This window comes from Pseudorhizobium xiangyangii, from assembly GCF_020531965.1.
GTDB lineage: Bacteria > Pseudomonadota > Alphaproteobacteria > Rhizobiales > Rhizobiaceae > Neorhizobium > Neorhizobium xiangyangii.
This window is the reverse complement of sequence record NZ_JAJAWH010000013.1, coordinates 1-23,463: the sequence shown is the minus strand read 5'-3', so window position 1 is coordinate 23,463 and position 23,463 is coordinate 1. Positions and strand designations below refer to the sequence as shown.

Genomic DNA, 23,463 nt, shown 5'->3' with positions numbered 1-23,463 from the left:
TCAGGCGGAAAGCATCCTTTCAATCGCGTCGCGGTCGATGCCTTTCTCGCCGATGACGACGAGGCGGCTGAGCCGCTTTTCACCAGGCGCCCAGGCCCGGTCGAAATAGTGATTTACCCGAGAGCCTACCGCTTGTACCTGCAGGCGCATCGGCTTGTTCGCGACGTCGATGAAGCCCTTAATGCGCAGGACGTTTTCTGCCTTCGCGGTTGCGGAGATACGCGTGGCCAGTTCGTCGGCATTGCTGACGGCAGGAAGATCAACGACGAAGCTGTCGAAATCGTCGTGATCGTGGTCGAGCTCGTCGTCATGATGCGTCTTGCGGTTTTCGATGTCGTCCTCGACGGCAAGACCAAGGCCGATCAGAACAGCAGGATCGACCGCGCCATTGGCGGCAGGTACGACCTTCACTGCCCGCGGCAGGTGAGCCTGCAAGCGCCCCTTTGCTGCAGCAAGACCAGCCTGGTCGAGAAGGTCTGTCTTGGTGAGAACGATCATGTCTGCGCAGGCGATCTGATCCTCGAACACTTCCTCTATCGGATCATCGTGATCGATCGAACTGTCTGCCTCGCGCTGCGCCTCGAGCGCATGGTGATCGTTCGCCACACGGCCTTCGGCAAGCGCCACACCGTCGACGACGGCGACGACAGCATCGACAGTGACACGGGCTTTGACGGCGGGCCACTGAAACGCCTGCACGAGCGGCTTGGGCAGTGCAAGACCCGACGTTTCGATCAGGATGTGGTCGACACGAGGCTCGCGCGCCAGGATCTGGTCAATCGCCGGCACGAAGTCATCGGCGACCGTACAGCAGATACATCCATTGGCCAGCTCGATGATATTCTCGTCCGGGCAGCTTTCGATGCCGCAGCCCTGCAGGACGTCCCCATCTATGCCGACGTCGCCGAACTCGTTGACGATGATCGCGACACGCTTGCCATCCAGCTTTTCGATCAGATTGCGGATCAGCGTAGTCTTTCCGGCACCAAGGAACCCGGTAATGACAGTGCAGGGGACGCGGTCAAAGCTGACGCTCATATTGGCATATCCTCGTGATGATTGAAGGGTGGGATACGCGCCGACATGCCGTTGCCGCGAAGGCAGGCGGGTCGATCGCGAAGTGGTAGAAAGCCGCGCTCGTCCTTTGCGAGCATCATGGCCCCCGTGACAATGGCATCTACGTTTTCCAGGGCCAGATGGCCAAAGACATAGGACCAGCCCGTGCGATGGGAAAAGGCGGCGCTTGGGCTGTTCTGGCAGTTGGCCAGGCAGGTAACGGGTTTCACCGCAATCGGCTTGTCCGCAGTCGCCCGACGGAGTGCGTCGATCAACGCTATTCCCGGGCGCAGGTCGGCATCGGAACCATCGCGGCAATTCGTGCACACGAAGATCGTCACCTCTGCGTCGCTCATGGATTTAACGTCACTCAATGCCGTGCTCCTGCCAGGTAGACTAACATGGGGCGCGGTGCGGGATGGCTGGTGCCGATCTCCGCCAGTGATCTCAACCGCATCCGGAGCACCCCGCCCGGAGAAGCATATGTCGTATGACGGCAGGTCTCCTGGCTCACGGGTCTTCACCTCCTGCTGGCCTTCCCGGGTTTATCCCAGTGGCTTGTTAGCAGGGGCTCTCCGCTTACAGTTGCGGGGGCAGCCGCGGCTTTGATCTCCATGACGAGATCGCACCGCATTCCCTTGTAACCTCTCCCGTTGCCGGAAAAGGACCGTCGAAGCTCCAGTAAGCCCGGTCTCCGGCTGATGTCAATGCGTCGGAAAGACGATTGCCGGGTCGTTCAATTCGTCTATAGTGCCCGTGCCTGTGGTGCCCGTAAGGGTTTCAAGGGAATGCGGTGCGACGAAATTACTCGTCAATCCCGCGGCTGCCCCCGCAACTGTAAGCGGAGAGCCTTCGTCCAAGAAAGCCACTGGAGAGATCCGGGAAGGTGGAGGAAGGCGCTCGATCCGCGAGCCAGGAGACCTGCCACAGACATACGGTTAGTTGAACAGCCCTCGGGTGGAGGGCAGAAGGACAAATCCATGGTTACGAAAACCGCTGCCGCTACGGCCAGCGTTCCCGCATCAAAATTCATTCCCCTCAGCATGTCGGCCTTCCTCGGCCTGTTCATAGTCGGCTTTGTGGGCTTCTCGCATATGGAAGCCGTGCACAACGCAGCACATGACACGCGCCATTCGCTGGCCTTTCCCTGCCACTGAGGAGATCTTCCAATGCTATTGTTTCGTAACATCGTCTTCACGGCGGTGATCGCTGGCCTGTTGTCCGGCTTGCTGATGACCGTGATGCAGAGTTTCTCGACCGTGCCGCTGATTCTGCAGGCGGAAACCTATGAAAATGCCGGTGGCGAAGAAGCCGGGCATAGCCATGCCCACGATGCGGCACCAGTGGCAGGGACCGCCGCGCCGACCGCCGCACTGGCTGCCGCGGACCACCATCATGACGATGAGGCATGGGCCCCGGCCGACGGATTCGAGCGCCTCTTCTATACGAGCGGGGCGAACATTCTTTCGGCGATCGGGTTCGGCCTTCTTCTGATTGCCGTTGCTGAAGCGCTCGGCGGACTTGGCGGCTGGCGCAACGGGCTGATGTTCGGCATCGCGGGCTTCCTGACGGTAAGTCTTGCGCCCGGCCTCGGTCTGCCGCCGGAACTGCCTGGCATGCCGGCCGCAGAACTGGGTCCCCGTCAGGTCTGGTGGATGTCGACGGTGGTCTGCACGGCGCTTGGCCTTGCCCTTCTCGCCTATACCCGTTCCGCGCTTCTCGCGGCGGTCGCAATCCTGCTGCTGATCGCACCCCACATTATCGGTGCGCCCCTGCCGCCGACCCATGACACGGCCGTGCCGATGGAATTGCATGCCCGTTTCGTCAATGCCGTCTACGCCACCAACCTGGTGTTCTGGGCCGTACTCGGCGTCATAGCCGGGCTCGTTCGCGAGAAATTCCGGGCTGGTGAAGTCGAGGTAGCGGGATCCAACCGGGAGCTTGCAGCACATTGAAGGACATCGACGAAGCCGCCGCTGAACGTCACCGTGCCAAGATGGCGAACCGCAAAGCGGTGCAGGATGCGGAAGTCGCCGAGAAGACCCTGGAAAAGGGTCTTCTCATGGTCCACACAGGTCCCGGCAAGGGCAAGTCGACGGCCGCCTTTGGCCTTGCACTTCGGATGCTCGGCAACAATCGCCGCGTCGGGGTCGTGCAGTTCATCAAGGGAGCGTGGTCCACCGGTGAGCAACCGGCACTCGCGGTCTTCGGCGACCGTGTGGTCTGGTACACGATGGGCGAGGGTTTCACCTGGGAGACGCAGGACCTGAAACGGGACGTTGCCGCGGCCGAAAAGGCCTGGGAAAAGGCAGTCGCCCTGATGGCTGACGAGACGATTGGCCTGCTTATCCTCGACGAGCTGAACATTGCGCTACGCTATGACTATCTCGATGTGGAGAAGGTTGTCGCCGAACTGACAAGCCGGCGGCCGGACCTGCACGTGGTCGTCACCGGACGCAACGCAAAGCCGGCATTGATCGAGGCGGCCGACCTGGTGACGGAGATGGCGCTGGTGAAGCATCACTTCAAGGCCGGCGTAAAGGCCCAGGCCGGCATAGAGTTCTGACGCATGACTGCTCGCTCGCTGATGTTTCAGGGGACGGGTTCTGACGTGGGCAAGTCGCTGGTCGTGGCCGGTCTTGCCCGCGCCTTTGCCTTGCGCGGATTGAACGTTCTGCCGTTCAAGCCGCAGAACATGTCGAACAATGCCGCCGTTACGGTTGATGGCGGAGAGATCGGTCGGGCGCAGGCATTACAGGCGCGTGCGGCCGGTGCTGCTCTCAGCGTCCACATGAACCCGGTACTCCTGAAGCCGCAAAGCGACGTCGGCGCGCAACTTGTGGTGCAGGGCCGTGTCGAAGGTAGTACCAGGGCGGCAGAGTACCAGAGCATCAAGCCGATGCTGATGCCGCGCGTTCTGGAAAGCTTCGAAATCCTGCGCAGCCAGGCAGATCTGATTCTGGTTGAGGGTGCGGGCAGTGCGTCGGAAATAAACCTGCGCCACAATGATATCGCCAATATGGGCTTTGCGCGTGCCGCCGATGTCCCGGTCATCCTGATCGGCGATATAGATCGGGGCGGGGTCATAGCCAGTCTTGCCGGCACCAAACTGGTTATTTCGCCCGAGGACGCAGCGATGATCCAAGGGTTCATCGTCAATCGGTTCCGTGGTGATCCGGCGTTGTTTGCGGAAGGAATGAGATCCATTGCGAGCCTCACCGGATGGGAGCCTATCGGTCTGCTGCCTTTCTTCCGCGACGCCTCGCGGCTGCCGGCCGAGGATGCCCTTGGCGTCCACCAGGCAACGGAAAGAAAGCCCGATGCGCGCGTCCGCATTGCAGTGCCGATCCTGCCGCACATCTCTAATTTCGACGATCTCGATCCGTTGGAAGCCGAACCAGATGTCGAGCTCGTTCGCGTCCGGCCCGATCAATCCATCCCCGCGGATTGCGATCTCGTCCTCCTCGTGGGGTCGAAATCGACAATAGCGGACCTGAGGAACCTCAAGGAGACAGGGTTGCATCACGATATCGTCGCGCATGTCCGGCGCGGCGGTCGGGTTCTGGGTCTCTGCGGAGGCTACCAGATGCTCGGTGGGACGATCTCGGATCCGGACGGCATAGAAGGGGAGCCGGGCTCCATTGAGGGGCTTGGCCTTCTCGATGTCCATACCGTTCTCTCAGGCGACAAGCGGCTGGAGGCAGTCTCGGGACGAAGCTTCGATGGCTTGCCGCTCCACGGCTATGAAATGCATATAGGCCGGACACTGGGGGCAGATTGTGTGCGCCCTTTTGCAGCCGTTGCCGATCGCGCCGATGGTGCGATCTCTGCGGATGGAAAGGTCATCGGAACCTATATTCACGGGCTCTTTTCCAACGACCGGCAGCGCGCGGCATGGCTTGCCCGCCTGGGCGGCACGTCCTCAGGCCTGAACTATGAAGCCGGCGTGGATGCGGTCCTCGATCGTCTTGCTGCGCATATGGAACAGCATCTCGATCTTACAGGGCTGCTCAGACTTGCGAGATAATGAAAGCGCCGAGGCCGAAGAAGGTAATCAACAGCCCATCGGCCACGCGGGCAAGTTTCAACGCACGGCGAATGTCCTCGGACGTCAGGTTTGCCCGTCCTCCTTCGCCCATGAAGCGTGCCTCGATCATCTGGCCGCCATAGCTGCGTGGTCCAGCGAGGGCGATACCGAGTGCTCCGGCCATGGCCGCCTCCGGCCAGCCAGCATTCGGCGAACGGTGATGTCGAGCATCGCGACGGATTGCGGCAAGGGCATTGAGAGGCGAAGTTCCCGGAACCAGGGCTGCAGCGGCAACAAACAGCGCACCGCTAAGGCGCGATGCGGGCAGATTGATGAGGTCATCGAAGCGCGCAGCAGCCCAGCCGAAGGCTTGATGGCGGGGCGAACGATGGCCGATCATGCTGTCGGCCGTATTGGCGGCCTTGTATGCCGCGCCTCCGGCCAATCCGCCAACACCCAACCAGAAAGCAGGAGCAACAATGCCATCGGAGAAGTTTTCTGCCAGGCTCTCGATCGCAGCACGGCAGACGGCCGCTTCGTCCAGCTCGTCCGGATCACGGCCGACGATCATCGATACAGCGTTGCGGCCGGATTGAATGCCGCCTGCCTCCAGGGCCGCGGCCACTGCTTCGACGTGGTTCTCGAGGCTCTTCTGCGCCGGGAGGCTCGAAGCCGCGAGGACCAGCAGAAGCAGTCCGAAGGGAAAGACGAGCAGAATGTTCTCGATCAGGAGCGAGGCGGTGATCGTAATCGACAGCAGCACCAGCAAGCTGACAATACCCCAATGCTTGCGGCGTTCGGGATCGTCGATTTCCCGGTTCCAGCGGCGATCCAGAACTGAAATCAATCCACCGATCCAGGTGACAGGATGCCCGATCAGCCGGTAAAGCCAATCCGGATAACCGATCACGCGCTCGGTCAGCAGAGCAAGGAAGGCAAGAAGGAGGTACATGCGGCTTATGGCGTCTGAGGCTGGAATGTCGGGATCAAGTGGACCAATTCAGCACGGTGGTAATCTCGCCCGTGCCCGCGCGCTGTTTCCCCAGGCACCCGAGCCGTGGCTGGATCTCTCCACCGGCATCAATCCGCATTCCTATTTGCATTCGCCCGTGCCTGCCACCGCTTTCTCACGGCTGCCGGAGCCCGGGGAGGCAGAACGTCTCAAGTTGCTCGCAGCCGAGGCCTATGGTGCACCTTCACTTCGCCATGTCGCTGCCGGACCGGGGACGCAAATTCTGCTGCCGATCGTTGCACGATTGGTCCGGTCGCGTTCCGTCGCCGCGATCCTGTCGCCGACCTATGCCGAACATGCCCGCGCAGCGCGTCTGGCGGGATATGAGGTAAGGGAGGTCAGCGATCCTGGCGTTCTTGCCGAAGCGAACCTCGCCGTTGTGGTCAATCCCAACAATCCAACCGGAAGAACTATCCCAAAATCCGATCTCCTGGATCTGGCAGCGCAGATGCGGAGCAAGGGCGGTCTTCTTGTCGTGGACGAGGCGTTCCACGATGTCGCCGGGGAAGGCAGCGTTGCCGATGCGGTAGATGCCGGTGGGCTGCTTGTCCTTCGCTCGTTTGGGAAATTCTATGGTATGGCAGGGGTGAGGCTGGGCTTTGCCATCTCGCATCCTGATGTCATTGCTCGGGTTGAGGAGAAGCTTGGCCCATGGGCCGTATCGGGGCCGGCGCTGCATATCGCGAACGAAGCTCTTGGCGATCATGCCTGGAAACGCGACATGCGCGCTAGGCTGCAGAAGGGTGCTGCGCGCCTCGACGCGTTGCTGGCGGAACGGGGGGTACCCGTTACGGGGGGCACGTCGCTCTTTCGCTACGTCCAACATTCTGAGGCGCAGGCAATTTTCAGCGCCCTTGGCCGCAACGGTGTTCTCGTTCGGCGGTTCGAGGAGCGGCCCATGGATCTGCGCATCGGCCTGCCGGGCGACGACGGATGGGAGCGTCTGCAGCGAGCGCTGGAAGACCTTGCGCTATGAGGGGTTATCCAAAGCGATCGCGCCAGGCGGGTTGCGCGTTCTGGACGGGCAGCGAGGCCGCTTCGTAAACACCGCGCGCTATGGCGCGGGCCGTCACCAGTGTCGCGAGGTGACAAAGCTCTGCAAAAGCGGCCATGTCGCCAAGCGGCTTTGCACCTGTTGCCGCTGAAAAGATCGTATCGCCATCGCCTGGCAGGTGTGCCGGCAGCACAGCGCGGGCAAGCCCGTCATGTGCCATGATCGATAGGCGATGCGCTTGCGCCTTCGTCAGGAGCGCATCGGTGACGATCACACCGATGGTCGTCGCCTTTAGGTTGACGCCTTTCATCCGCAACGCCGAATGGCTTTCGGTGAATGGCTGCGGCAGGCCGAGGCCACCGAACTCGACGCCCTTTTCAAACGGGGCGGACCAGAAATGAGGCCCATCACCCAACGTGGCCGAGCCCATGGCGTTGACGGCAAGCAATGCCGCGATGGTATGTCCTGCCGATGTCGTCGCGCTTGCCGAACCGATGCCACCCTTGAAGGTCGCGGTCGTGGCGCCGGTGCCGGCACCGACTGTCCCGAGGGGAAAGGGGCCCTTGTCGGCGGCATTGAAGGCGTCATAGCCCATGTCGCGATAGGGTGAGTGCAGGCCCCAATCCTTGTTGCCGCCGTTAAGGAGATCCATCAGGATTGCCTGCGGTACGATCGGCACCCGGGCTTCGCCCACCTGCAAGCCACGCCCGATGCCGCGCAGGCCCGCCTGGACGCCGCCGGCGGCGTCGAGACCGAAGGCGGAGCCACCGGACAACACGAAGGCATCGACTGTCTGGACCGTCATGGCGGGGTCGAGCAATGCCGTATCGCGCCCGCCAGGCGCGCCGCCGAGAACCGAGCCGGAAGCGATTGCCGGCGCGTCGAAGATGATTGCCGTGACGCCGGAACCGAGCACGAGATCGGTGGCATGGCCGACAGCCACGCCCTCGATATCGGTCAGGAGGTTCAGCGCCATCGGTTTCGCTTACTCGATATCGAACTTGACGCCCTGCGCCAGCGGCAGGGTGCGGCGAGATCGAGATTGGCGGGCGTCATGTCAGTCCTTCCGGATGTCGAATTTCGTCAATGTACCGATCGCCGACGGTTCTGCAATCAGAAGCGCTCGCCGGCAAAGTGGGCGATCTGGGCGCCCAATTCGTAGTAGGCCTCCTTCATGGGGCGCAACGGCGGCATTTTCGGATCCGTGAAGGGGAGGGGCAGCGCAGCCTCGTCTATGCGGCCGAGGATATGGTTGGCCAGTACCTTGCCGAAGGTCGTGCCGGGAGAAATACCACGGCCATTGTAACCGCAGAAGCTGATGACATTCGGGGCGAACTTGTGGAGGCGGGGCAGGGCATTGTCCGTCATGCCGATCATGCCATACCACTCGGCCTCGAATGATATGTTGGCCAACTGGGGAAACAGGCGGCTCAGCGAACGGTGCGCCCAGGCCTTGTGGATCGATGTACCCGTTCCACGCAGGGCGCCCACCGAGCCGAACACCAGCCTTCCAGCTTGATCCATTCGAAACGACGACAGCACCTCCTTCGTGTCCCAGCATCCTTCGCGACCGGGCAGGATGGTCTTCAGCTGGCTCTCGGAGAGCGGCTCGGTCGCAAGGTTGAAATAAGGGAGATAAACCTGCTCCTGGCGGAGCACTTCCCACGGGCCGGTGCTGTAGGCGTCTGTGGCCACGATCACCCAGTCTGCCGACACCTCACCCTCGTTGGTGCGCACAATTTTGCGACTGCCCCTGTCCTCGTAGGCGGTCACTGCGCTTTTCGTGTGCAATTGTGCTCCGGCCTTGAGCGCCGCATGCGCAAGACCGCGGGCGTAGGCGAGGGGCTGCAGGGTTCCGGCGCGGCGATCCAGAAGGGAACCCTTATAGGCTTGAGTACCTATCCTGCGCTCAGTCTCAGCGGCATCGAGTAGTTCAACGGCTGCTCCACGCATTTGCCATTGCCGTGCCCGTTCCTCCAACTCCTTTAGTCCCTCTTCGTCTGTAGCGCAGTGAAGCGTCCCGTTTCGTTCCAGTTCGCAGGGAATGTCATGACGGTCGATGAGGTCACGGACGACGTAAGGGCCGTTCCCGAGCAGATCGAGAAGGCGTTCGCCGTAAAGGGAGCCGAGTTCCTTCGGGAAGTTCTCGGGCGTCACCCACATGCCCGCATTGATGAGGCCGACATTGCGACCGGCGCCCCCGAACCCGAACTCCTGTGCCTCGAGAAGCACCACGCTTGTTCCAGCTTCGGCAAGATGCAGGGCCGCTGACAGGCCGGTATAGCCGCCTCCAACGATTACAACGTCTGCCGATGCCGTCCCATGCAATGGCTCGGTCAACGGAGCGGGCGGGGCTGTTTTTTCCCACAGTCCGTGGGAGCGCGGATCATTGAGCATTTTTCGATATTCCATCGGGAGTTAGATCGGACTTTACAGAGGGCGCTGCGGCGTGAATATCGACAGTTTCTCAACAGATCATTCAACGGAGGAATGACATGCTGCCGCCCAGGCGCTTTCTGCCCTCATTCTCACTGCTGGCGGCCTTCGAGGCTGCCGCCCGAACCGGCAGTGTTACTGCCGCCGCCAACGAGCTCGGCCTCACCCAGAGTGCAGTCAGTCGGCAGATTTCCGCCCTAGAAAATCAATTGGGAGTTCCGCTTTTCCGTCGTGAGCGGCAGACGATCCGGCTGACGCTTGCGGGTGATGGCTATGCTCGTGAAATCCGTGAGGCGCTTCGGCGAATTTCGAACGCATCGCTCAATCTTCGCGCACATCCCCAAGGCGGCACGATCAATCTTGCCGTGCTGCCATTGTTTGGCGCGCGTTGGCTGGCGCCGCGACTGGGGAGGTTTCTCGATCAGAATCCCGGGATTGCCGTCAATCTGGTGAGCCGTCTTGAGCCGTTCGACTTCAGATTCGATTCAATCGATGCTGCCATTCACTTCGGAGAGCCGCGATGGCCGGGGGCTGAGCTGTCGTTTCTCGTGGAGGAGCAGACCGTCGCCGTATGCAGTCGTGACTTCAAACAACGGTTCTCCCTGGAGCGACCGGACGATCTCTTGGGTGCGCCGCTGCTGCACTTGAACACGCGCCCGGATTGCTGGGAGAACTGGTTCTCGTCCCAGGAGGTTTCCTTCCGCAGTCTCCACGGAACGCTGTTTGACCAGTTCATGACCATCGTGGAGGCGGCGGCTTCGGGGATGGGGGCAGCGCTTCTGCCGGCGTTCCTGATAAGGCCTGAGCTGGAGTCAGGGCGACTTGTAAAGGCGGTGGAGGCCAAGGACTTCAGTGCTGGCAACTATTACCTGGCGCACCCGGCAGATCGTGAAGGCATTCTGCCCTTCGACACGTTTAAGGCATGGCTTGTGGAGGAGGGGCTTGGGGGTGACCGGGGCCAGCCGGGGTTGCAGTCGGATGAGGCATCGGCCAATAGTTCAGGAACTGCGCCACCGTCTGCAGATGCGGCAATTGACAGGAATTGACACATGAAACCGATCTTCGTCCAACTTCGATGCAAGCCAGGCAAGACCTACGAGGTGGCCGACGCTATCTACAAGACCGAACTCGTCTCGGAGCTTTACTCGACCAGCGGCGATTGGGATCTGCTTCTCAAGATCTATATCAAGGATGGGGATGAGGTCGGACGCTTCGTGAATGAAAGGATCGCTAGCATTCCAGGCATCGAGCGATCTCTGACGACCCTGACCTTTACTGCATTCTGATCAGGAAAGCCGCCTGCAAAAAAAACGCAGGGCGGCTTCATCCAATCGAATACAAATCAAACATGTGCAGCCGTGCCGGTATTCTTTTCACGGACCAGATCTCTGATGGCTACCTGCACTTCGTCGGTCGAGCCAAAACGACGCTCGTCCAGATCGATCACATGGAACTTGACGGCGATGAACTTCAGCCTGTCCTGATCCGGCACGACAATTCCGACGGGCTCGCCGCCATATTCAATAACTTGCTTCTGCATAGGCAGACTCCTCTGTGACTGTCGGTGACAGTTCTGACGAATGAGATTTCTGGAACGGTTGAACCGGATCGTTACATTCGACAGCACATAAGAGGAGCAAGCTCTGTGCCATTCACTTTCGACGCTACCCACAAGGCGGCGACGCGCGTCATATCCAACATGTCACTCTCCTTTGTGGTTGCGTCTTTGCCGGGAAATCCTAGACTTTCCAGCCGAAAAGACCCTAGTTCTAATTAGATTCGTCAGCAACGAAAATCACGATACCGGGGATATTTTTCCGTTAGATGACAGAACAAAGGCCGGATTGTGAAAATTTATTGCACAATGGGCTGGGGAAGCCCTGAGAGCTAGATAGGTGTAGCCGAGGCGATTGCAACAGTCTGCGGCGGGTAAGCGTGTGCTTTCCTGCAGGCGGAAAACTGCGCGGCCTCCACCGGGGAAGCCCGATATGTCGTTGAGCTCAGCTGGAAAAAAAGGCTGTGTCAGCCCATCCGTTCGGATGCATAGCTGCCGGGGCTAGGGGGGAAGACGATCGTGCGATTGCCGTTGAGGAACACACGGCGGTGCAGATGCGCGTGGATCGCGCGTGCGAGCACCTGACTTTCCACGTCGCGGCCGAGCGACACATAGTCTTCGGGGCTTTGCGCATGTGTAATGCGGACAGTGTCCTGCTCGATAATCGGGCCTTCATCGAGATCGGCCGTGACGTAGTGTGCCGTAGCGCCGATGAGCTTTACGCCTCTCTGATAGGCTTGCTTGTAAGGATTGGCGCCCTTGAAGCTTGGCAGGAATGAATGGTGAATGTTGATGATACGGCCCGACATCTTGCGGCAGAGAGGGTCCGACAGAACCTGCATGTACCGCGCGAGAACAATGAGCTCGGTACCGGTCTGCTCCACTAGGTCCAAGAGCTGAGCTTCCGCCAGGGGTTTGTTATCCTTGGTGACCTTGATGTGATGGAACGGGATGTCATGATTGACCACCACTTTCTGGTAGTCGAAATGATTGGACACGACGCCGACGATGTCGATCGGCAGTGCACCGATCTTCCAGCGGTAGAGAAGGTCGTTGAGGCAATGGCCGAAGCGGGAGACCATCAGCAGGACCTTCATCCGGTTCGCTGCGTCGTTAATCTCCCACTCCATGCCGAACTTGTCAGCAACAGGAGTGAAGCCTTCGACCAGGTCATCGCGCATCGCGCCCTGCTCGGAGATGAAGGAAATACGCATGAAGAACTTGCCGGTGTCGAGGTCATCGAATTGCGAGGAGTCGATGATGTTGCAGCCCTTATCCGTCAGGTAACCCGAAATGGCGGCAACGATGCCGCGGGTCGAGCTACAGGTTACGGTCAGGACATAGTTCGTCATTGTCGTTTCTTCCCCGCCATTTCCATGGCCGCTGCATTACATGAACAAGGCGCAGGACGAGGATCCAGCGCCTTTATGGGTTAAGCCGGTGAAGTGAGTCACCAGTTCGTACCATAAAGAGCATCCTCATTGGCGTGAAGCACCGGATTACCTAGGCCGCCCTTTGAGATGCGAATTTAAGTGGTTGGGTGGCGGGTGCAGGTCTGGTTGCGCCTTCCACCGGCGTTTCCCCGTCGCGTTCTGAAAACGTAGCCGGTTGCTGGGGTGAAAAACGTCCACCGAGACGCGTTCGCTATGGGCGGCCGTGTTTACTCCGGTGGGTAGCGATGTTCGCTGCCGCGAAAGTCACTGATGCTGTAACAGCCGTCATCGGAGCCGCGGACAGCGCTTTCTCCAAGAGAGGCCTTTCCATAGCCGCCCGGTATGTCGAGCACGTAGGCTGGTTGGCAAAGCCCGGAGATCCGACCGCGAAGGGCGGCGACGATCTTCTGGCCTTCAGCGATGTCGAGGCGAAAATGGCCTGTGCCGGGGGCAAGATCCGGATGATGCAGGTAGTAGGGCTTTACGCGGAGCTCGACGAAACCCTTCATCAGCTCTGCCAGAACGGCCGGGTCATCATTAATTCCCCGAAGCAGGACGGTCTGGCTCACCATTGCTATCCCTGCGTCAACCAGCCGCCCGCAGGCGGCCCGCGCGGCGCCGGTTAGTTCTCGGGGGTGGTTGGCATGAAGTGCAAGGTAGGTGGTCTTGCCGCTTGCCTTCAGTGCGGTGATCAAATCTTCCGTCACAGTGTCCGGGTCAACAACCGGAACCCTGGTGTGGAAGCGGACGATCTTGACGTGCGGTATGCTCGAAAGGCGCTGCATGATTTCGGTGAGCCGGCGCGGTGACAGGACAAGCGGATCGCCGCCGGTCAGGATCACTTCCCAGATTTCCTCATGCGCACCGATATAGGCGAAGGCGTCGTCGAGCTCTTCCGGGCTGAGCACACCATCACCGTTCGGGCCAACCATCTCCCGTCGAAAACAGAACCGGCAATAGACGGGGCAGACATGGACAGCCTTCAGAAGGACACGGTCCGGATAACGGTGTACGATCCCCTTTACCGGCGTGTGGGCATCATCACCGATAGGATCGTTCCGCTCCACTGAGACAGTTGTCATTTCCCGTCCATCGGGCACGAACTGCAGGGCAATCGGGTCATCAGACCTGGTCGGATCGATCAGGTCGGCAACTGTCGGCGTAAGCGCAACGGCGTAGCGTCTCGCAACTTCACGCAGCCGGGGAAGGTCGGCCGGATTGATAAGCCCTGCCGCCAGGAGGTCATCGGGGGTCTTCAAGGCAGGTTGCCTGCTCATGTGGCCGGCTCCACCACTGGTGCCCACATGACCTGATCGATGCGAGCCGCCCCTGTCGCGAGCATGACGAGCCTATCGAAGCCCAAGGCTGCTCCGCTTGCTTCCGGCATGACGTTCAGGGCTTGCAGGAAATCCTCATCAATCGGATAGGCGCTGCCATAAATGCGCGCTTTTTCCGTCATCTCGTGTTCAAAGCGTCGGCGCTGCTCGGCTGCGTCGGTCAGTTCTGCGAACGCATTGGCCAGTTCGACGCCGCAGGCGTAGAGCTCAAACCTGTCCGCCACGCGCGCATCCCGCGATGAAGGGCGAGCCAGTGCCGCTTCGGAGACCGGATATTCACACAGGATCGTGGCACGATCCTTCCCAAGCTGCGGTTCGACCTTTTCCACCAAAACGCGGCTGAATAGATCAGCCCAGGTATCGTCCTGCGCAAACCGGATGCCTGTTCTTTTGAGTTCTACAGCCAGTGCCTCGCGATCCGTCTCGCCGTCATGGGCGACGGAAGAGAGCAGATCAATATTAGCGAACCGGTCGAAGGCGTCGGCCAATGTCACGCGTTCCGTCTCGGCGAAGGGATCGATCGAAATGCCGCGGTAGGTAAATTGGCGCGTGCCTGCCGCCTCGGCCGCCAGTGCAAGGATTTCTGCGCAGTCCGTCATCAGGACTTCGTAGGGAACTCCTACGCGGTACCACTCCAGCATGGTGAATTCCGGATGGTGCAGCGGGCCCCTTTCTCGATTACGGTAGACGTGTGCGAAGGAGAATATCTGTGTTTCGCCGGCGGCGAGGAGCTTCTTGCAGGCAAATTCCGGCGAGGTATGCAGAAAAAGAGATGTCGGCTGTCCGTCGGTGGTCAGCGCTTCCGTTGCAAAGGCGTGCAGATGCATTTCGTTGCCGGGGGAAACCTGCAGTGCCGCAGGATCGACTTCCAGGAACCCGCCATCTTCGAAATGTCGGCGAAGCCTGGATAGAACGCGATTGCGGCCGAGCAGAAACGGGCGGCGGTCCGCATGAACTTGCGGTTCCCACCACGGCGATCGGTTGGATGTTGAGCCCGCTCGGTGCATTCGATGATCCTGATCGTCAGCTTTTCTGGCGTGCGCTGTCCGGCAAGGCTTCCTATTTGCCTGTTTTTAGGCTAGGTGCGCCAGGAAAGAGGTTATCCGCCCTGCGGATTGGCTTCCGCTCCTCTACGACGCATCTCCGGCGGTTACAAGCCGGCATGTACAAGGGATATTCATGGTCAAGGTCATCGCTTCCTCCGTCCGCAAGGGCAACGTCCTCGAAGTCGAGGGCAAGCTTTATGTGGTGCTCACGGCACAGAACTTCCATCCTGGCAAAGGAACGCCGGTCACGCAGGTGGATATGCGCCGCATCGTCGACGGTGTGAAGGTATCGGAACGCTGGCGCACTACCGAGCAGGTCGAACGCGCTTTCGTGGAAGACGTGAACTTCCAGTATCTCTATGAAGATGGCGAAGGCTTCCACTTCATGAACCCGGAAAGCTACGACCAGATTGTTGTCGATGCTGACACGATGGGCGACCAGAAAGCCTATCTGCAGGAAGGCATGACCTGCATCCTGTCCATGTACAACGGCATTGCGCTGGCCCTGCAGTTGCCGCGCCATGTCACACTCGAAATTATGGAGACCGAACCGGTCGTGAAGGGCCAGACGGCTTCTTCGTCCTACAAGCCGGCCATCCTGTCGAACGGCCTGCGCACCCTGGTTCCCCCGCATATCAATGCCGGTACACGCGTCGTTATCGCAACGGAAGACAACTCCTACGTCGAACGCGCCAAGGACTGATCCGTAAAGTTTTGCGGGAATAAAAAACCTCCGATGCGTCGCACCGGAGGTTTTTTAGTGAAGTGGAACTGCTTCCGCTTACTTTGCCGGACCAGCGGCAGCGGATGCAACCTGGGTATTGGGGCTGCCGTAAGCGTAACCCCCGCCCACTGCAACGTTCAGGGATACGAAGTCTTGCGCCATCTGCTGTACGGCCGCTGCGAGACTTGCCTGAGCGGTCGAGACTTCCCGCTGTGCGTCCAGGACGTCGAGTAGCGAGGATGCGCCGTCGCGATAGCTGGCGGTCGCCAACTCGAGCGCTTCGTCGTAGGAGGCCACGGTGTCGCGCAGCGCGGCAACAGTCCGGGCATCACGCGCGATCGCCGCAAGAGCATTTTCGACCTCTTCGACCCCGTTAAGAACGGTTTGCTTCCAGATAAGGTAAGCTTCGCGCGCCAGGGATTCAGAAGCGGTCACGTTGGCCTTCAACTGGCCACCGTCGAAGATAGGAAGGTTGAGTGCCGGCCCGAAGGACCAGGAAAGAAGACGCGTGTCGGCACTGCCTGTGCGGGCGTAAGTCGGCGTAATGGAGCCGCCAAGGCTGATACTGGGATAGAGCTGCGACTGGGCTACGCCGATGTCCGCGACGGCGGCGGCAAGCTGGCGTTCCGCGGCACGGATGTCCGGGCGATTACGCACGAGATCGGCAGGAACACCGGCCTTGGCGTTGAAGCGCGCTACCGGCTGGCGGGCGCCCTTCTGCAATTCCGGGATCAGCGTCGAGGCTGGTAGCCCAAGCAGCGTTGCAACGCGATGCGAGGCCCCACGGAACGAAGTCTCCAGCCCGGGAAGCTCTGCAATTGTTGAATTCACGAGGCCTTCCGCCTGGACGACGTCAAGCCTTGAGGCGGCGCCGGCTTCAAGCTGCAGGCGGGTCAGGTCCAGGGTTTCCCTGCGCGATGCAAGGTTCTGGTTCGCCAAGGCGATCCGCTCCTGGAAGAAACGAACGTCGATATAGGCTCCCGCGACCTGTGAGAGCAGCGTCAGACGTGCAACGTCAACACCCGCATAGGCGGCATCCAACTGGGCAAGTGCACTTTCGCTGGAGCGCTTGTAGCGACCGAACAGATCAAGGAACCACGATGCATCAACGACACCGCGGGCGCTTGTGGTTGGCGATATGTTAGGGGTGGTACGGAAACCTCTGGCGCCGGCACGCGAGGCATCAGCAGCGACTGTTACCGCGGGCAGTCCCGGTGCGCCGGCGATCACAACGCTGGCTTGCGCCTGATTGATTCGCTCCAGTGCCTGTAGCACATCCAGGTTTTGGGAAAGGCCCTGCTGAACATAGCTGTTGAGCATACGGTCGTTAAACGCTGTCCACCAGGCGTTGGTCGATACGTCGCCGTTACTGCTCGTCGGTCCTTCCGCAAACTTGGCGGGAAGGGCGATTTCCGGTGCTTTATGGTCCGGTCCGACAACGCAGCCAGACAGGAGGAGCAAGGCGAGTGGAGCCGTTACGTGAACAGATTTCATCTTTTTGTCCCAAATGCCCTATCAAAACCAAAACACTGGCGCCGTTGGAGCCACTTGCGCGGCCGAGAATCCCAAAGCAACCCGGCCGCGAAACGCAATCCGCCATTCAGCGAATATCATTGTTGTCTTATGTCGTCTTTTTTTCTCGATTTGATAACCGTCTAACCACAACAAAGAAGGACGGAACGAAGAAAATTCCGAGGAGTGTTGCAGAAAGCATACCGCCGAGCACGCCAATACCGATCGCATTCTGGGCTGCAGAGCCCGCGCCGGTGGCAATTGCGAGCGGTACGACACCCAGAATGAACGCAAGCGAGGTCATGATGATCGGGCGCAGACGCAGGCGTGCGGCCTCCAGCGTTGCCTCGATAATGCCCATTCCCTGCTCTTGTCGGTCCTTGGCAAACTCCACGATCAGAATCGCATTCTTGGCAGCTAGCCCGATGGTCGTGAGCAGGCCAACCTTGAAATAGACGTCGTTGGACTGCCCAAACAGGTAGGCCGCCGCGAGCGCTCCGAGAATGCCGACCGGAACCGCCAGGACAACCGAGAACGGGATCGACCAGCTCTCGTAAAGGGCGGCGAGGCATAGAAAGACGATCAGCACGGACAGCGCATAGAGCATTGGAGCCTGCGAGCCGGACAGTTTCTCCTGGTAAGAGATGCCTTGCCAGGCCACGCTATAGCCGCCGGGAAGCTCGGCCGTCAGACGTTCCATTTCATCCATGGCCTGCCCGGTGCTTATGCCTGGTCCTGAGGCGCCGTCCAGCGAGATGGCGCTTGTACCGTTGAATCGGGCCAGCTGTGGTGTACCGCCCTCCCACTGCACGGTACTGAAGGCGGAGAAGGGCACCATCTCGCCCGCACTGTTACGGGCATACCAGTACTTCAGGTCGTCCGGTTGCATGCGGTAGGAGGCGTCTGCCTGAACGTAGACCGGCTTCAGTTCATTGTTCAGGGTGAAGTCGTTGACATCCCTGCCGGCAAAGATGGTCGCGAGCATCGAGTTGACGCCCGAGAGGTCAACGCCCATGGCTCCCAGTTTCTCCTGGTCGAGGAGAATCTTGAGCTGGGTTTCCGAGCGCTGGCTGTTGCTGCGTAACGAACTGATGTTGGGATTTGTTGCCGCTGTCTGCATCAACTGCTGGGAAGCTATTGTAAGCGCATCGTTACCGTTACCGCCGCTGTCGACGAGGTACATGGAGAAACCGCTTGACGTGCCCAGTCCCTGGATTGCAGGGGGAAGCAGGGCGAAGACCTGAGCATCCCGCAGGGTGAAGAAGTAGCCACTTGCTCTCTGCACGATTTCTGCCGCAGATTGTCCCGGACCGGTACGTTTGTCGAAGTCCGCCAGCTTGGTGAAGACCAAGGCGTAATTCTGGCCCGAGCCGCCGAAGCTGAAGCCAAGAACGCCGAATACATCATCGACGTTCTCTTTTTCCTGCTCCAGGTAATACGCCTCGACCTGTTTTACGACCGCATCGGTGCGCGCTGTTGTGGATCCGGGCGGTGTCTGGACGAGGGTCAGCAGAACGCCCTGGTCTTCCTGCGGCAGGAAGGAGCTCGGCAGTCTCGTGAACAGCCATGCACAACCGGCGATCACGACAGCAAACATGATCACGACTCGCAGCGGGCGCTTGAGAAGGTGACTGATCGAGCTGACGTAGCCCTTGGTGGAACGGTCAAAGCCGCGGTTAAACCAGGCTCCGATGCCACGACGCTTTTTGTGGTGATCAATAGGTTTCAGCATGGTCGCGCAGAGCGCAGGCGTCAGCACGACCGCCACGACTGCCGACAGCAGCATGGCAGACACGATCGTCACGGAGAACTGCCGGTAAATGATGCCGGTAGAGCCTCCAAAAAATGCCATTGGAATGAAGACCGCGGTAAGAACCAGGGCGATGCCGATAATGGCACCGGTGATCTCGTCCATGGACTTCTCGGTTGCTTCCAGCGGCGACAAACCTTCCTCGTCCATGATGCGTTCGACGTTCTCGACGACGACGATCGCGTCATCCACCAACAGACCGATTGCCAACACCATGGCGAACATGGTGAGCGTGTTGATGGAGTAGCCCGTAATCGCAAGAATACCGAACGTGCCAAGCAGGACGACAGGAACGGCAATCATCGGAATGATCGTGGCGCGCAGGTTCTGGAGGAAGATCAAGAGAACCACGAAGACCAGAACAATGGCCTCGATCAGCGTATGCACAACCTTCTCGATCGAGAGCTGCACGAACGGCGTGGTGTCATAGGGATAAGTGATTTCGACGCCTTCCGGTAGCGTCGGGGCGATCTGGGCAAGGGCCGCCTTGACACGATCTGCCGTGTCGAGTGCGTTGGCGCCGGTCGCGAGATTGACGGCGAAGCCGGTGGAGGGAAGATTGTTCTGGCGGGAGGAGCCGCCATAACTTTCCTGTCCGATCTCAACGCGCGCGACGTCGCTCAGCCTGACGGTTGCGCCGTCCTGCTCCACCTTCAGAATGATCGCTTCAAAGTCATCGACCGTGGTCAACTGGCTTTGCGCGGTCATGGTGACTGCTAGCTGCTGACCTTCTGCAGTCGGCTGTCCGCCGAGTGACCCTACCGAGACCTGGGTGTTCTGCGCCTGGATGGCGGTGGTGACGTCGGACGGTGTCAGCTGATATTTCTGCAGCTTCAGCGGGTCCATCCAGATCCGCATCGCATAGCCCGAGCCGAAGATATCAATGCTTCCGACGCCTTCGAGGCGTTTGATCTGGTCTTCGATGCTGGTCGTGAAAACGTCGCCGAGGTCGACCGAGCTGCGCGTTCCATCCGTCGAAACAAGAGCTCCGACCATCAGGATGCTTGAGGTGGACCGGGTTACGGAAATGCCGCTCTGCTGGACGACGTCGGGAAGCTGCGACTGGACCAGTTGCAGCTTGTTCTGCACCTGGACCTGTGCGATTTCCGGATCGACGGTCGTGCCGAACGTCAGCGTGATGGATGAGCTGCCGGTGCTGGACGAAGAAGTCATGTAGGTGAGGTCGTCAAGGCCGGTCATGCCGTCCTCGATGATCGTCGTCACCGATTTTTCGACCGTTTCAGCGCTTGCGCCCGTGTAGGAAGCGGAGATGCGCACTGTCGTGGGCGCAATGTCAGGGTATTGCGAGATCGACAGCGTCGAAATCGCCAGCGCCCCGCCCAACATGATGACAATTGCGATGACCCAGGCGAACACCGGTCGCCGGATGAAGTACTTGGCCATGTAAAATCCTCTGCCGCGACGGTCTACGGTTTTGCAGCCGGCTCGGCGGCATTATTCGGGGTCTCGACGACGAGACCATTTTCATCAACCGTCGCATCTACCGGAGCGACGGCGGCGCCGTCGGCGATCCACTGGAAGCCGTCTACGATCAGGCGATCGCCTTCGCTTACGCCTTCCGCCACCAGCCAATTGTTTCCGGATACCTGGCTGACCGGGAATATCCTGGTCTCCACCTTGCCTTCGCCGGTGACGAACTTTGCAGCGAGTTCGCCGCGAGCGTTACGGGTCGCTGCTCGCTGCGGGATGAGATAGCCCTTCTCCATACCGAGAATGACGGTCGCACGCACATACATTCCCGGCAGGATGACGTTGCTCGGGTTCTCGAAAAGTGCGCGGATTTGATAGGTGCCGGTTGTCTCGCTGACCGCCATTTCGGACATGTCGAGCTTGCCGGCCTGCGGATAGACGGTTCCGTCCTCCAGCCTGAGCGAAATTTCAGCCTCATGAGGGTCGCTTGTCAGGCGCCCTGAGGCCAGTGCATTACGCACTTCAAGGAGGTTGGTGCTGGATTCCGTCAGGTTGATATAGATCGGATCGATTTTCCGAAGGGTGGTCAGAGCCTCAGCCTGATTGGCCGTCACGATGTTGCCGATACTGACATTCGAAATGTTGGTGATACCGTCGAACGGGGCGCGGATCTTGGTGAGGCCAAGGTCGATTTCCGCCGCCTGAAGCGCAGCCTTCGCCTGCGCGACGTCCGCTTCGGCTTGAAGCAGGGTCACCCGGGCAGTTTCATACTCCATCTGGGTCGCGCCGCTGTTCACCAATCGCTCGTAACGCGCAAGGTTTGCCTGGGCACTCGGGACGCTGGCTTCCGCCTTGGCAACCGATGCCCGCGCCTGCGCAACAACAGCCATGTAGGTGTCGTCCTCGATCTGGAACAGCAGATCGCCCGCCTGCACTTCGCTGCCTTCCTTGAAAGCGATCTCGCGGACAGCGCCGGTTACCCGCGGCCTGATGCCCGCATTCTGGAAGGCGGTGGCGCGTCCGGGAAGCACCCTCGTGATCGGGTAGTCGCCCGCCTTCATCGCGACAACACTGACCGGCGTCGGCGGCCGCTCTTGGGCCTTGTTGCCGGCATCTGTGTTGCCACCCTGGCCGGAATCGCTGCAGGCGGCTAGCGCCAGCGAAAGGAAAAGGGGGAGGAAAAGCTTGCGTGCGAGCATTGAGACTATCCGGGAAGAAGAGGGTGGGCGTTGAGGCGGTGCGAGGATGGGCCACGACAAATGGGCGTAAACTTGAGTTGATATCGAGGCTGGAACGCACGGAGTGTGGGAATCAAAGAGACCCGAGATGAAGTGACGTAAATTAGATACCGTCACTTTGCAAGCGGACTTTGCAGTGCAGCATTCACAAGTTCGGCAAGACCGCCGCAGCGATCCTGCAGTTCGTCCTTCTTCGCGTCGGCAAGGAAGACCGGATGCAGCACGCTGACAAACGCCGCGGTGACGTAGCGACTGGTCGCTGCGAGATCGGTGCAGTGATAGACACCACTTTCAGTGCCTTGGCGAATGAGTTCGCCGAAAAGCTCCTCGATCAGCGCTCCGTAACGCTGACCGCTGTGCGATTGCGTGTCGGACCTCACAAACATCATCTCAAGGAAGAAGGGGTTCTCGCGGATGTGCTGGAGATGGGCTTCCATGAGTTTGCAGACGACCAGAGGCAGACGCTCCGGCGCCGGTGCAGCGTGATCGTGTGTCGCGAAACTCTCGATCATGCGGTTGATGTGCCGCTCGCAGATTGCATCCACCAACACGGTCTTCGTGTGAAAATGCTTGAAGACGTTTGCGGGCGACATTCCGAGTTCGAGAGCGATATCCGCTATCGAGGTTTTGGCGATGCCGCGCTGTCGGAACAGTTCTTCCGCCGTGGCGAGAATATCCTGCCGGGTTTCTTCTGCCTTGCGTCTCGGTCTGCGCAATCGCCCCTCACTTTGGTCCGTTCGTTGATTGTCGGCGCCCAGTTGCCCTCTCTCAGAAGTAGGGCTGCAGATTTTTTCTGACACGGTCGAGAACCGTCGGGCCGTTGGTGTCCGGCTGGAAGGAGCGTCCGGTGATCTTTTCGAATGCTGTCCGGTAGACCTGCGCTGTAGCCTCGACCAGGGAGTCCGGGATCTCCGGAATATCATCCTTGTATGGGTCGCACCGCTCAGCCACCCAGGCCCGCACGAAGTCCTTGTCGAAGCTGGCCGGCCGGTCTCCGCCTTCAAAGGCCTGTTGATAGCTATCTGTTATCCAGTAGCGGCTGCTGTCGGGCGTGTGGATCTCATCTGCAAGGACAATGTTGCCATCCTTGTCGGTTCCGAACTCGTACTTTGTATCCACGAGGATCAGGCCCTGTTTCGCTGCCATCTCCTGCCCGCGCTGGAATAGAGACAGTGCATAGCGCGAGACTGTATCCCATTGGGCCTCGGTCAGCAGTCCTTCCTCGATGATCTGGGTCCGGGTCAGGGGCTCGTCATGTCCCCCATGGAACGCCTTGCTGGTCGGCGTGATGACCGGCTGCGGAAGCGCCTCGTTGTCCCTGAGCCCATCGGGCAGGTCTAGACCGTACATCTTGCGCCCGCCCTGCTTATAGAGTGTCAGCAAGGATGTCCCGGTCGTGCCGGCGAGATAGCCGCGGACCACGATCTCCACCGGGAGAATATCGAGGCGCGTGCCGATGACGACGTTGGGGTCGGGGTAGGCCAGGACATGGTTCGGGCAGATGTCATTGGTGGCTTCAAACCAGTAGCGCGCCGTCTGGGTCAGGACATGGCCCTTGTCGGGGATGCATGTAAGGATGCGGTCGAAGGCGCTGAGCCTGTCGGTTGCTATAATGATGCGGCGGCCGTCGGGAAGGTCGTAGTTCTCGCGCACCTTGCCGCGATAGTAATTGGGAAGTTCCGGAATAAAGGCTTCGGACAGGACGCGCATGGTTCACCTTCTCGTATAATTCAGGCGGCTTTCCTATGGCATGCGATGCCGCCGCAATACAAGCGGAGGGGCCTTGGTCGGTACGATCCGAGGATTACAAAGGAGCGAGTTTTTCGGCCCTTATAAGAAGGGTGTGGGGGAT

General features: G+C 59.9%; 22 protein-coding genes and 2 riboswitches. Of the genes, 8 read left to right on the top strand and 14 right to left on the bottom strand.

The features are described from left to right. On the bottom strand, positions 1-1,038 hold the full coding sequence (cobW, locus tag LH464_RS13285) for a cobalamin biosynthesis protein CobW (RefSeq protein WP_226786879.1): 1,038 nt from the start codon (positions 1,036-1,038) through the stop codon (positions 1-3). After that, on the bottom strand, positions 1,035-1,430 hold the full coding sequence (locus LH464_RS13280; RefSeq protein WP_226786878.1) for a DUF1636 family protein: 396 nt from the start codon (positions 1,428-1,430) through the stop codon (positions 1,035-1,037). The genes cobW and LH464_RS13280 overlap by 4 nt, the downstream gene beginning before the upstream one ends. A 104-nt stretch (positions 1,431-1,534) precedes the next feature. Then, positions 1,535-1,743: riboswitch (cobalamin riboswitch) on the bottom strand. 59 nt (positions 1,744-1,802) lie between these two features. After that, positions 1,803-1,999, top strand: a riboswitch (cobalamin riboswitch). Between the two features lie 37 nt (positions 2,000-2,036). On the opposite strand from LH464_RS13280, the gene LH464_RS13275 reads away from it, so the two are divergent. From LH464_RS13275 to LH464_RS13260, 4 genes are read left to right on the top strand one after another with little or no spacing between them, the layout of a single operon-like run. Beyond that, positions 2,037-2,213 carry a CbtB domain-containing protein gene (locus tag LH464_RS13275; RefSeq protein ID WP_226786877.1) on the top strand — a complete coding sequence of 59 codons (177 nt, stop codon included), beginning with the start codon at positions 2,037-2,039 and terminating at the stop codon, positions 2,211-2,213. A gap of 12 nt (positions 2,214-2,225) precedes the next feature. After that, entirely contained in the window at positions 2,226-3,011 is a 786-nt protein-coding gene (locus LH464_RS13270) for a CbtA family protein (protein WP_226786876.1), read from the top strand. Beyond that, positions 3,008-3,622 carry a cob(I)yrinic acid a,c-diamide adenosyltransferase gene (cobO, locus tag LH464_RS13265; protein WP_226786875.1) on the top strand — a complete coding sequence of 205 codons (615 nt, stop codon included), beginning with the start codon at positions 3,008-3,010 and terminating at the stop codon, positions 3,620-3,622. The genes LH464_RS13270 and cobO overlap by 4 nt, the downstream gene beginning before the upstream one ends. A gap of 3 nt (positions 3,623-3,625) precedes the next feature. Next, positions 3,626-5,083 carry a cobyric acid synthase gene (locus LH464_RS13260; protein WP_226786874.1) on the top strand — a complete coding sequence of 486 codons (1,458 nt, stop codon included), beginning with the start codon at positions 3,626-3,628 and terminating at the stop codon, positions 5,081-5,083. Here LH464_RS13260 and cbiB read toward each other — a convergent pair. Continuing rightward, positions 5,067-6,035 (bottom strand): adenosylcobinamide-phosphate synthase CbiB, encoded by a 969-nt coding sequence (gene cbiB, locus LH464_RS13255; RefSeq protein WP_226786873.1) that lies wholly within the window; start codon positions 6,033-6,035, stop codon positions 5,067-5,069. The genes LH464_RS13260 and cbiB overlap by 17 nt on opposite strands. A gap of 25 nt (positions 6,036-6,060) precedes the next feature. Here cbiB and cobD point away from each other — a divergent pair, with 25 nt between their 5' ends. After that, positions 6,061-7,071, top strand: a complete 1,011-nt coding sequence (cobD, locus tag LH464_RS13250; RefSeq protein WP_226786872.1) for a threonine-phosphate decarboxylase CobD — start codon at positions 6,061-6,063, stop codon at positions 7,069-7,071. Positions 7,072-7,075: 4 nt separating this feature from the next. Here cobD and LH464_RS13245 read toward each other — a convergent pair whose 3' ends face one another. Together LH464_RS13245 and LH464_RS13240 are read right to left on the bottom strand one after the other, a co-directional pair. After that, positions 7,076-8,065 (bottom strand): P1 family peptidase, encoded by a 990-nt coding sequence (locus LH464_RS13245; RefSeq protein ID WP_226786871.1) that lies wholly within the window; start codon positions 8,063-8,065, stop codon positions 7,076-7,078. A gap of 137 nt (positions 8,066-8,202) precedes the next feature. Further along, positions 8,203-9,486, bottom strand: coding sequence for an NAD(P)/FAD-dependent oxidoreductase (locus LH464_RS13240; protein ID WP_226786870.1), 1,284 nt, complete (start codon positions 9,484-9,486; stop codon positions 8,203-8,205). A gap of 98 nt (positions 9,487-9,584) precedes the next feature. Between LH464_RS13240 and LH464_RS13235 the strand changes: the two genes are divergently transcribed. Together LH464_RS13235 and LH464_RS13230 are read left to right on the top strand one after the other, a co-directional pair. Further along, a complete protein-coding gene (locus LH464_RS13235) occupies positions 9,585-10,571 on the top strand; it encodes a LysR family transcriptional regulator (RefSeq protein ID WP_226786869.1) in 987 nt (328 codons plus the stop codon). 3 nt (positions 10,572-10,574) lie between these two features. Continuing rightward, entirely contained in the window at positions 10,575-10,811 is a 237-nt protein-coding gene (locus LH464_RS13230; RefSeq protein WP_226786868.1) for an Lrp/AsnC ligand binding domain-containing protein, read from the top strand. A gap of 56 nt (positions 10,812-10,867) precedes the next feature. On the opposite strand, the gene LH464_RS13225 is transcribed toward LH464_RS13230, so the two are convergent. From LH464_RS13225 to epmA, 4 genes are all read right to left on the bottom strand, one after another. Continuing rightward, the gene (locus LH464_RS13225) at positions 10,868-11,065 is read right to left on the bottom strand and encodes a hypothetical protein (protein ID WP_226786867.1); all 198 of its coding nucleotides are present in this window, start codon (positions 11,063-11,065) and stop codon (positions 10,868-10,870) included. Positions 11,066-11,547: 482 nt separating this feature from the next. Beyond that, a complete protein-coding gene (gene purU / locus LH464_RS13220; protein WP_226786866.1) occupies positions 11,548-12,432 on the bottom strand; it encodes a formyltetrahydrofolate deformylase in 885 nt (294 codons plus the stop codon). 308 nt (positions 12,433-12,740) lie between these two features. Continuing rightward, positions 12,741-13,790, bottom strand: coding sequence for a lysine-2,3-aminomutase-like protein (locus LH464_RS13215; RefSeq protein WP_226786865.1), 1,050 nt, complete (start codon positions 13,788-13,790; stop codon positions 12,741-12,743). After that, on the bottom strand, positions 13,787-14,857 hold the full coding sequence (gene epmA, locus LH464_RS13210) for an EF-P lysine aminoacylase EpmA (RefSeq protein WP_226786864.1): 1,071 nt from the start codon (positions 14,855-14,857) through the stop codon (positions 13,787-13,789). Before epmA ends, LH464_RS13215 begins: the two co-directional genes overlap by 4 nt. Positions 14,858-15,029: 172 nt before the next feature. Here epmA and efp point away from each other — a divergent pair, with 172 nt between their 5' ends. Next, complete coding sequence (efp, locus tag LH464_RS13205; RefSeq protein WP_226786863.1) at positions 15,030-15,599, top strand: elongation factor P; 570 nt, start codon at positions 15,030-15,032, stop codon at positions 15,597-15,599. Between the two features lie 78 nt (positions 15,600-15,677). Here efp and LH464_RS13200 read toward each other — a convergent pair whose 3' ends face one another. The 5 genes from LH464_RS13200 to LH464_RS13180 form a co-directional block, all read right to left on the bottom strand. After that, on the bottom strand, positions 15,678-17,114 hold the full coding sequence (locus tag LH464_RS13200; RefSeq protein ID WP_226786862.1) for an efflux transporter outer membrane subunit: 1,437 nt from the start codon (positions 17,112-17,114) through the stop codon (positions 15,678-15,680). 127 nt (positions 17,115-17,241) lie between these two features. Continuing rightward, positions 17,242-20,346: an efflux RND transporter permease subunit gene (locus LH464_RS13195; protein WP_226786861.1), complete on the bottom strand. Its 3,105-nt coding sequence runs from the start codon at positions 20,344-20,346 to the stop codon at positions 17,242-17,244. A 23-nt stretch (positions 20,347-20,369) separates the two neighbouring features. Further along, positions 20,370-21,572: an efflux RND transporter periplasmic adaptor subunit gene (locus LH464_RS13190; RefSeq protein WP_226786860.1), complete on the bottom strand. Its 1,203-nt coding sequence runs from the start codon at positions 21,570-21,572 to the stop codon at positions 20,370-20,372. Positions 21,573-21,724: 152 nt separating this feature from the next. Continuing rightward, positions 21,725-22,327: a TetR/AcrR family transcriptional regulator gene (locus tag LH464_RS13185; RefSeq protein WP_226786859.1), complete on the bottom strand. Its 603-nt coding sequence runs from the start codon at positions 22,325-22,327 to the stop codon at positions 21,725-21,727. Between the two features lie 52 nt (positions 22,328-22,379). Then, positions 22,380-23,321: a phosphoribosylaminoimidazolesuccinocarboxamide synthase gene (locus LH464_RS13180; protein ID WP_226786858.1), complete on the bottom strand. Its 942-nt coding sequence runs from the start codon at positions 23,319-23,321 to the stop codon at positions 22,380-22,382. Positions 23,322-23,463: the final 142 nt, after the last annotated feature.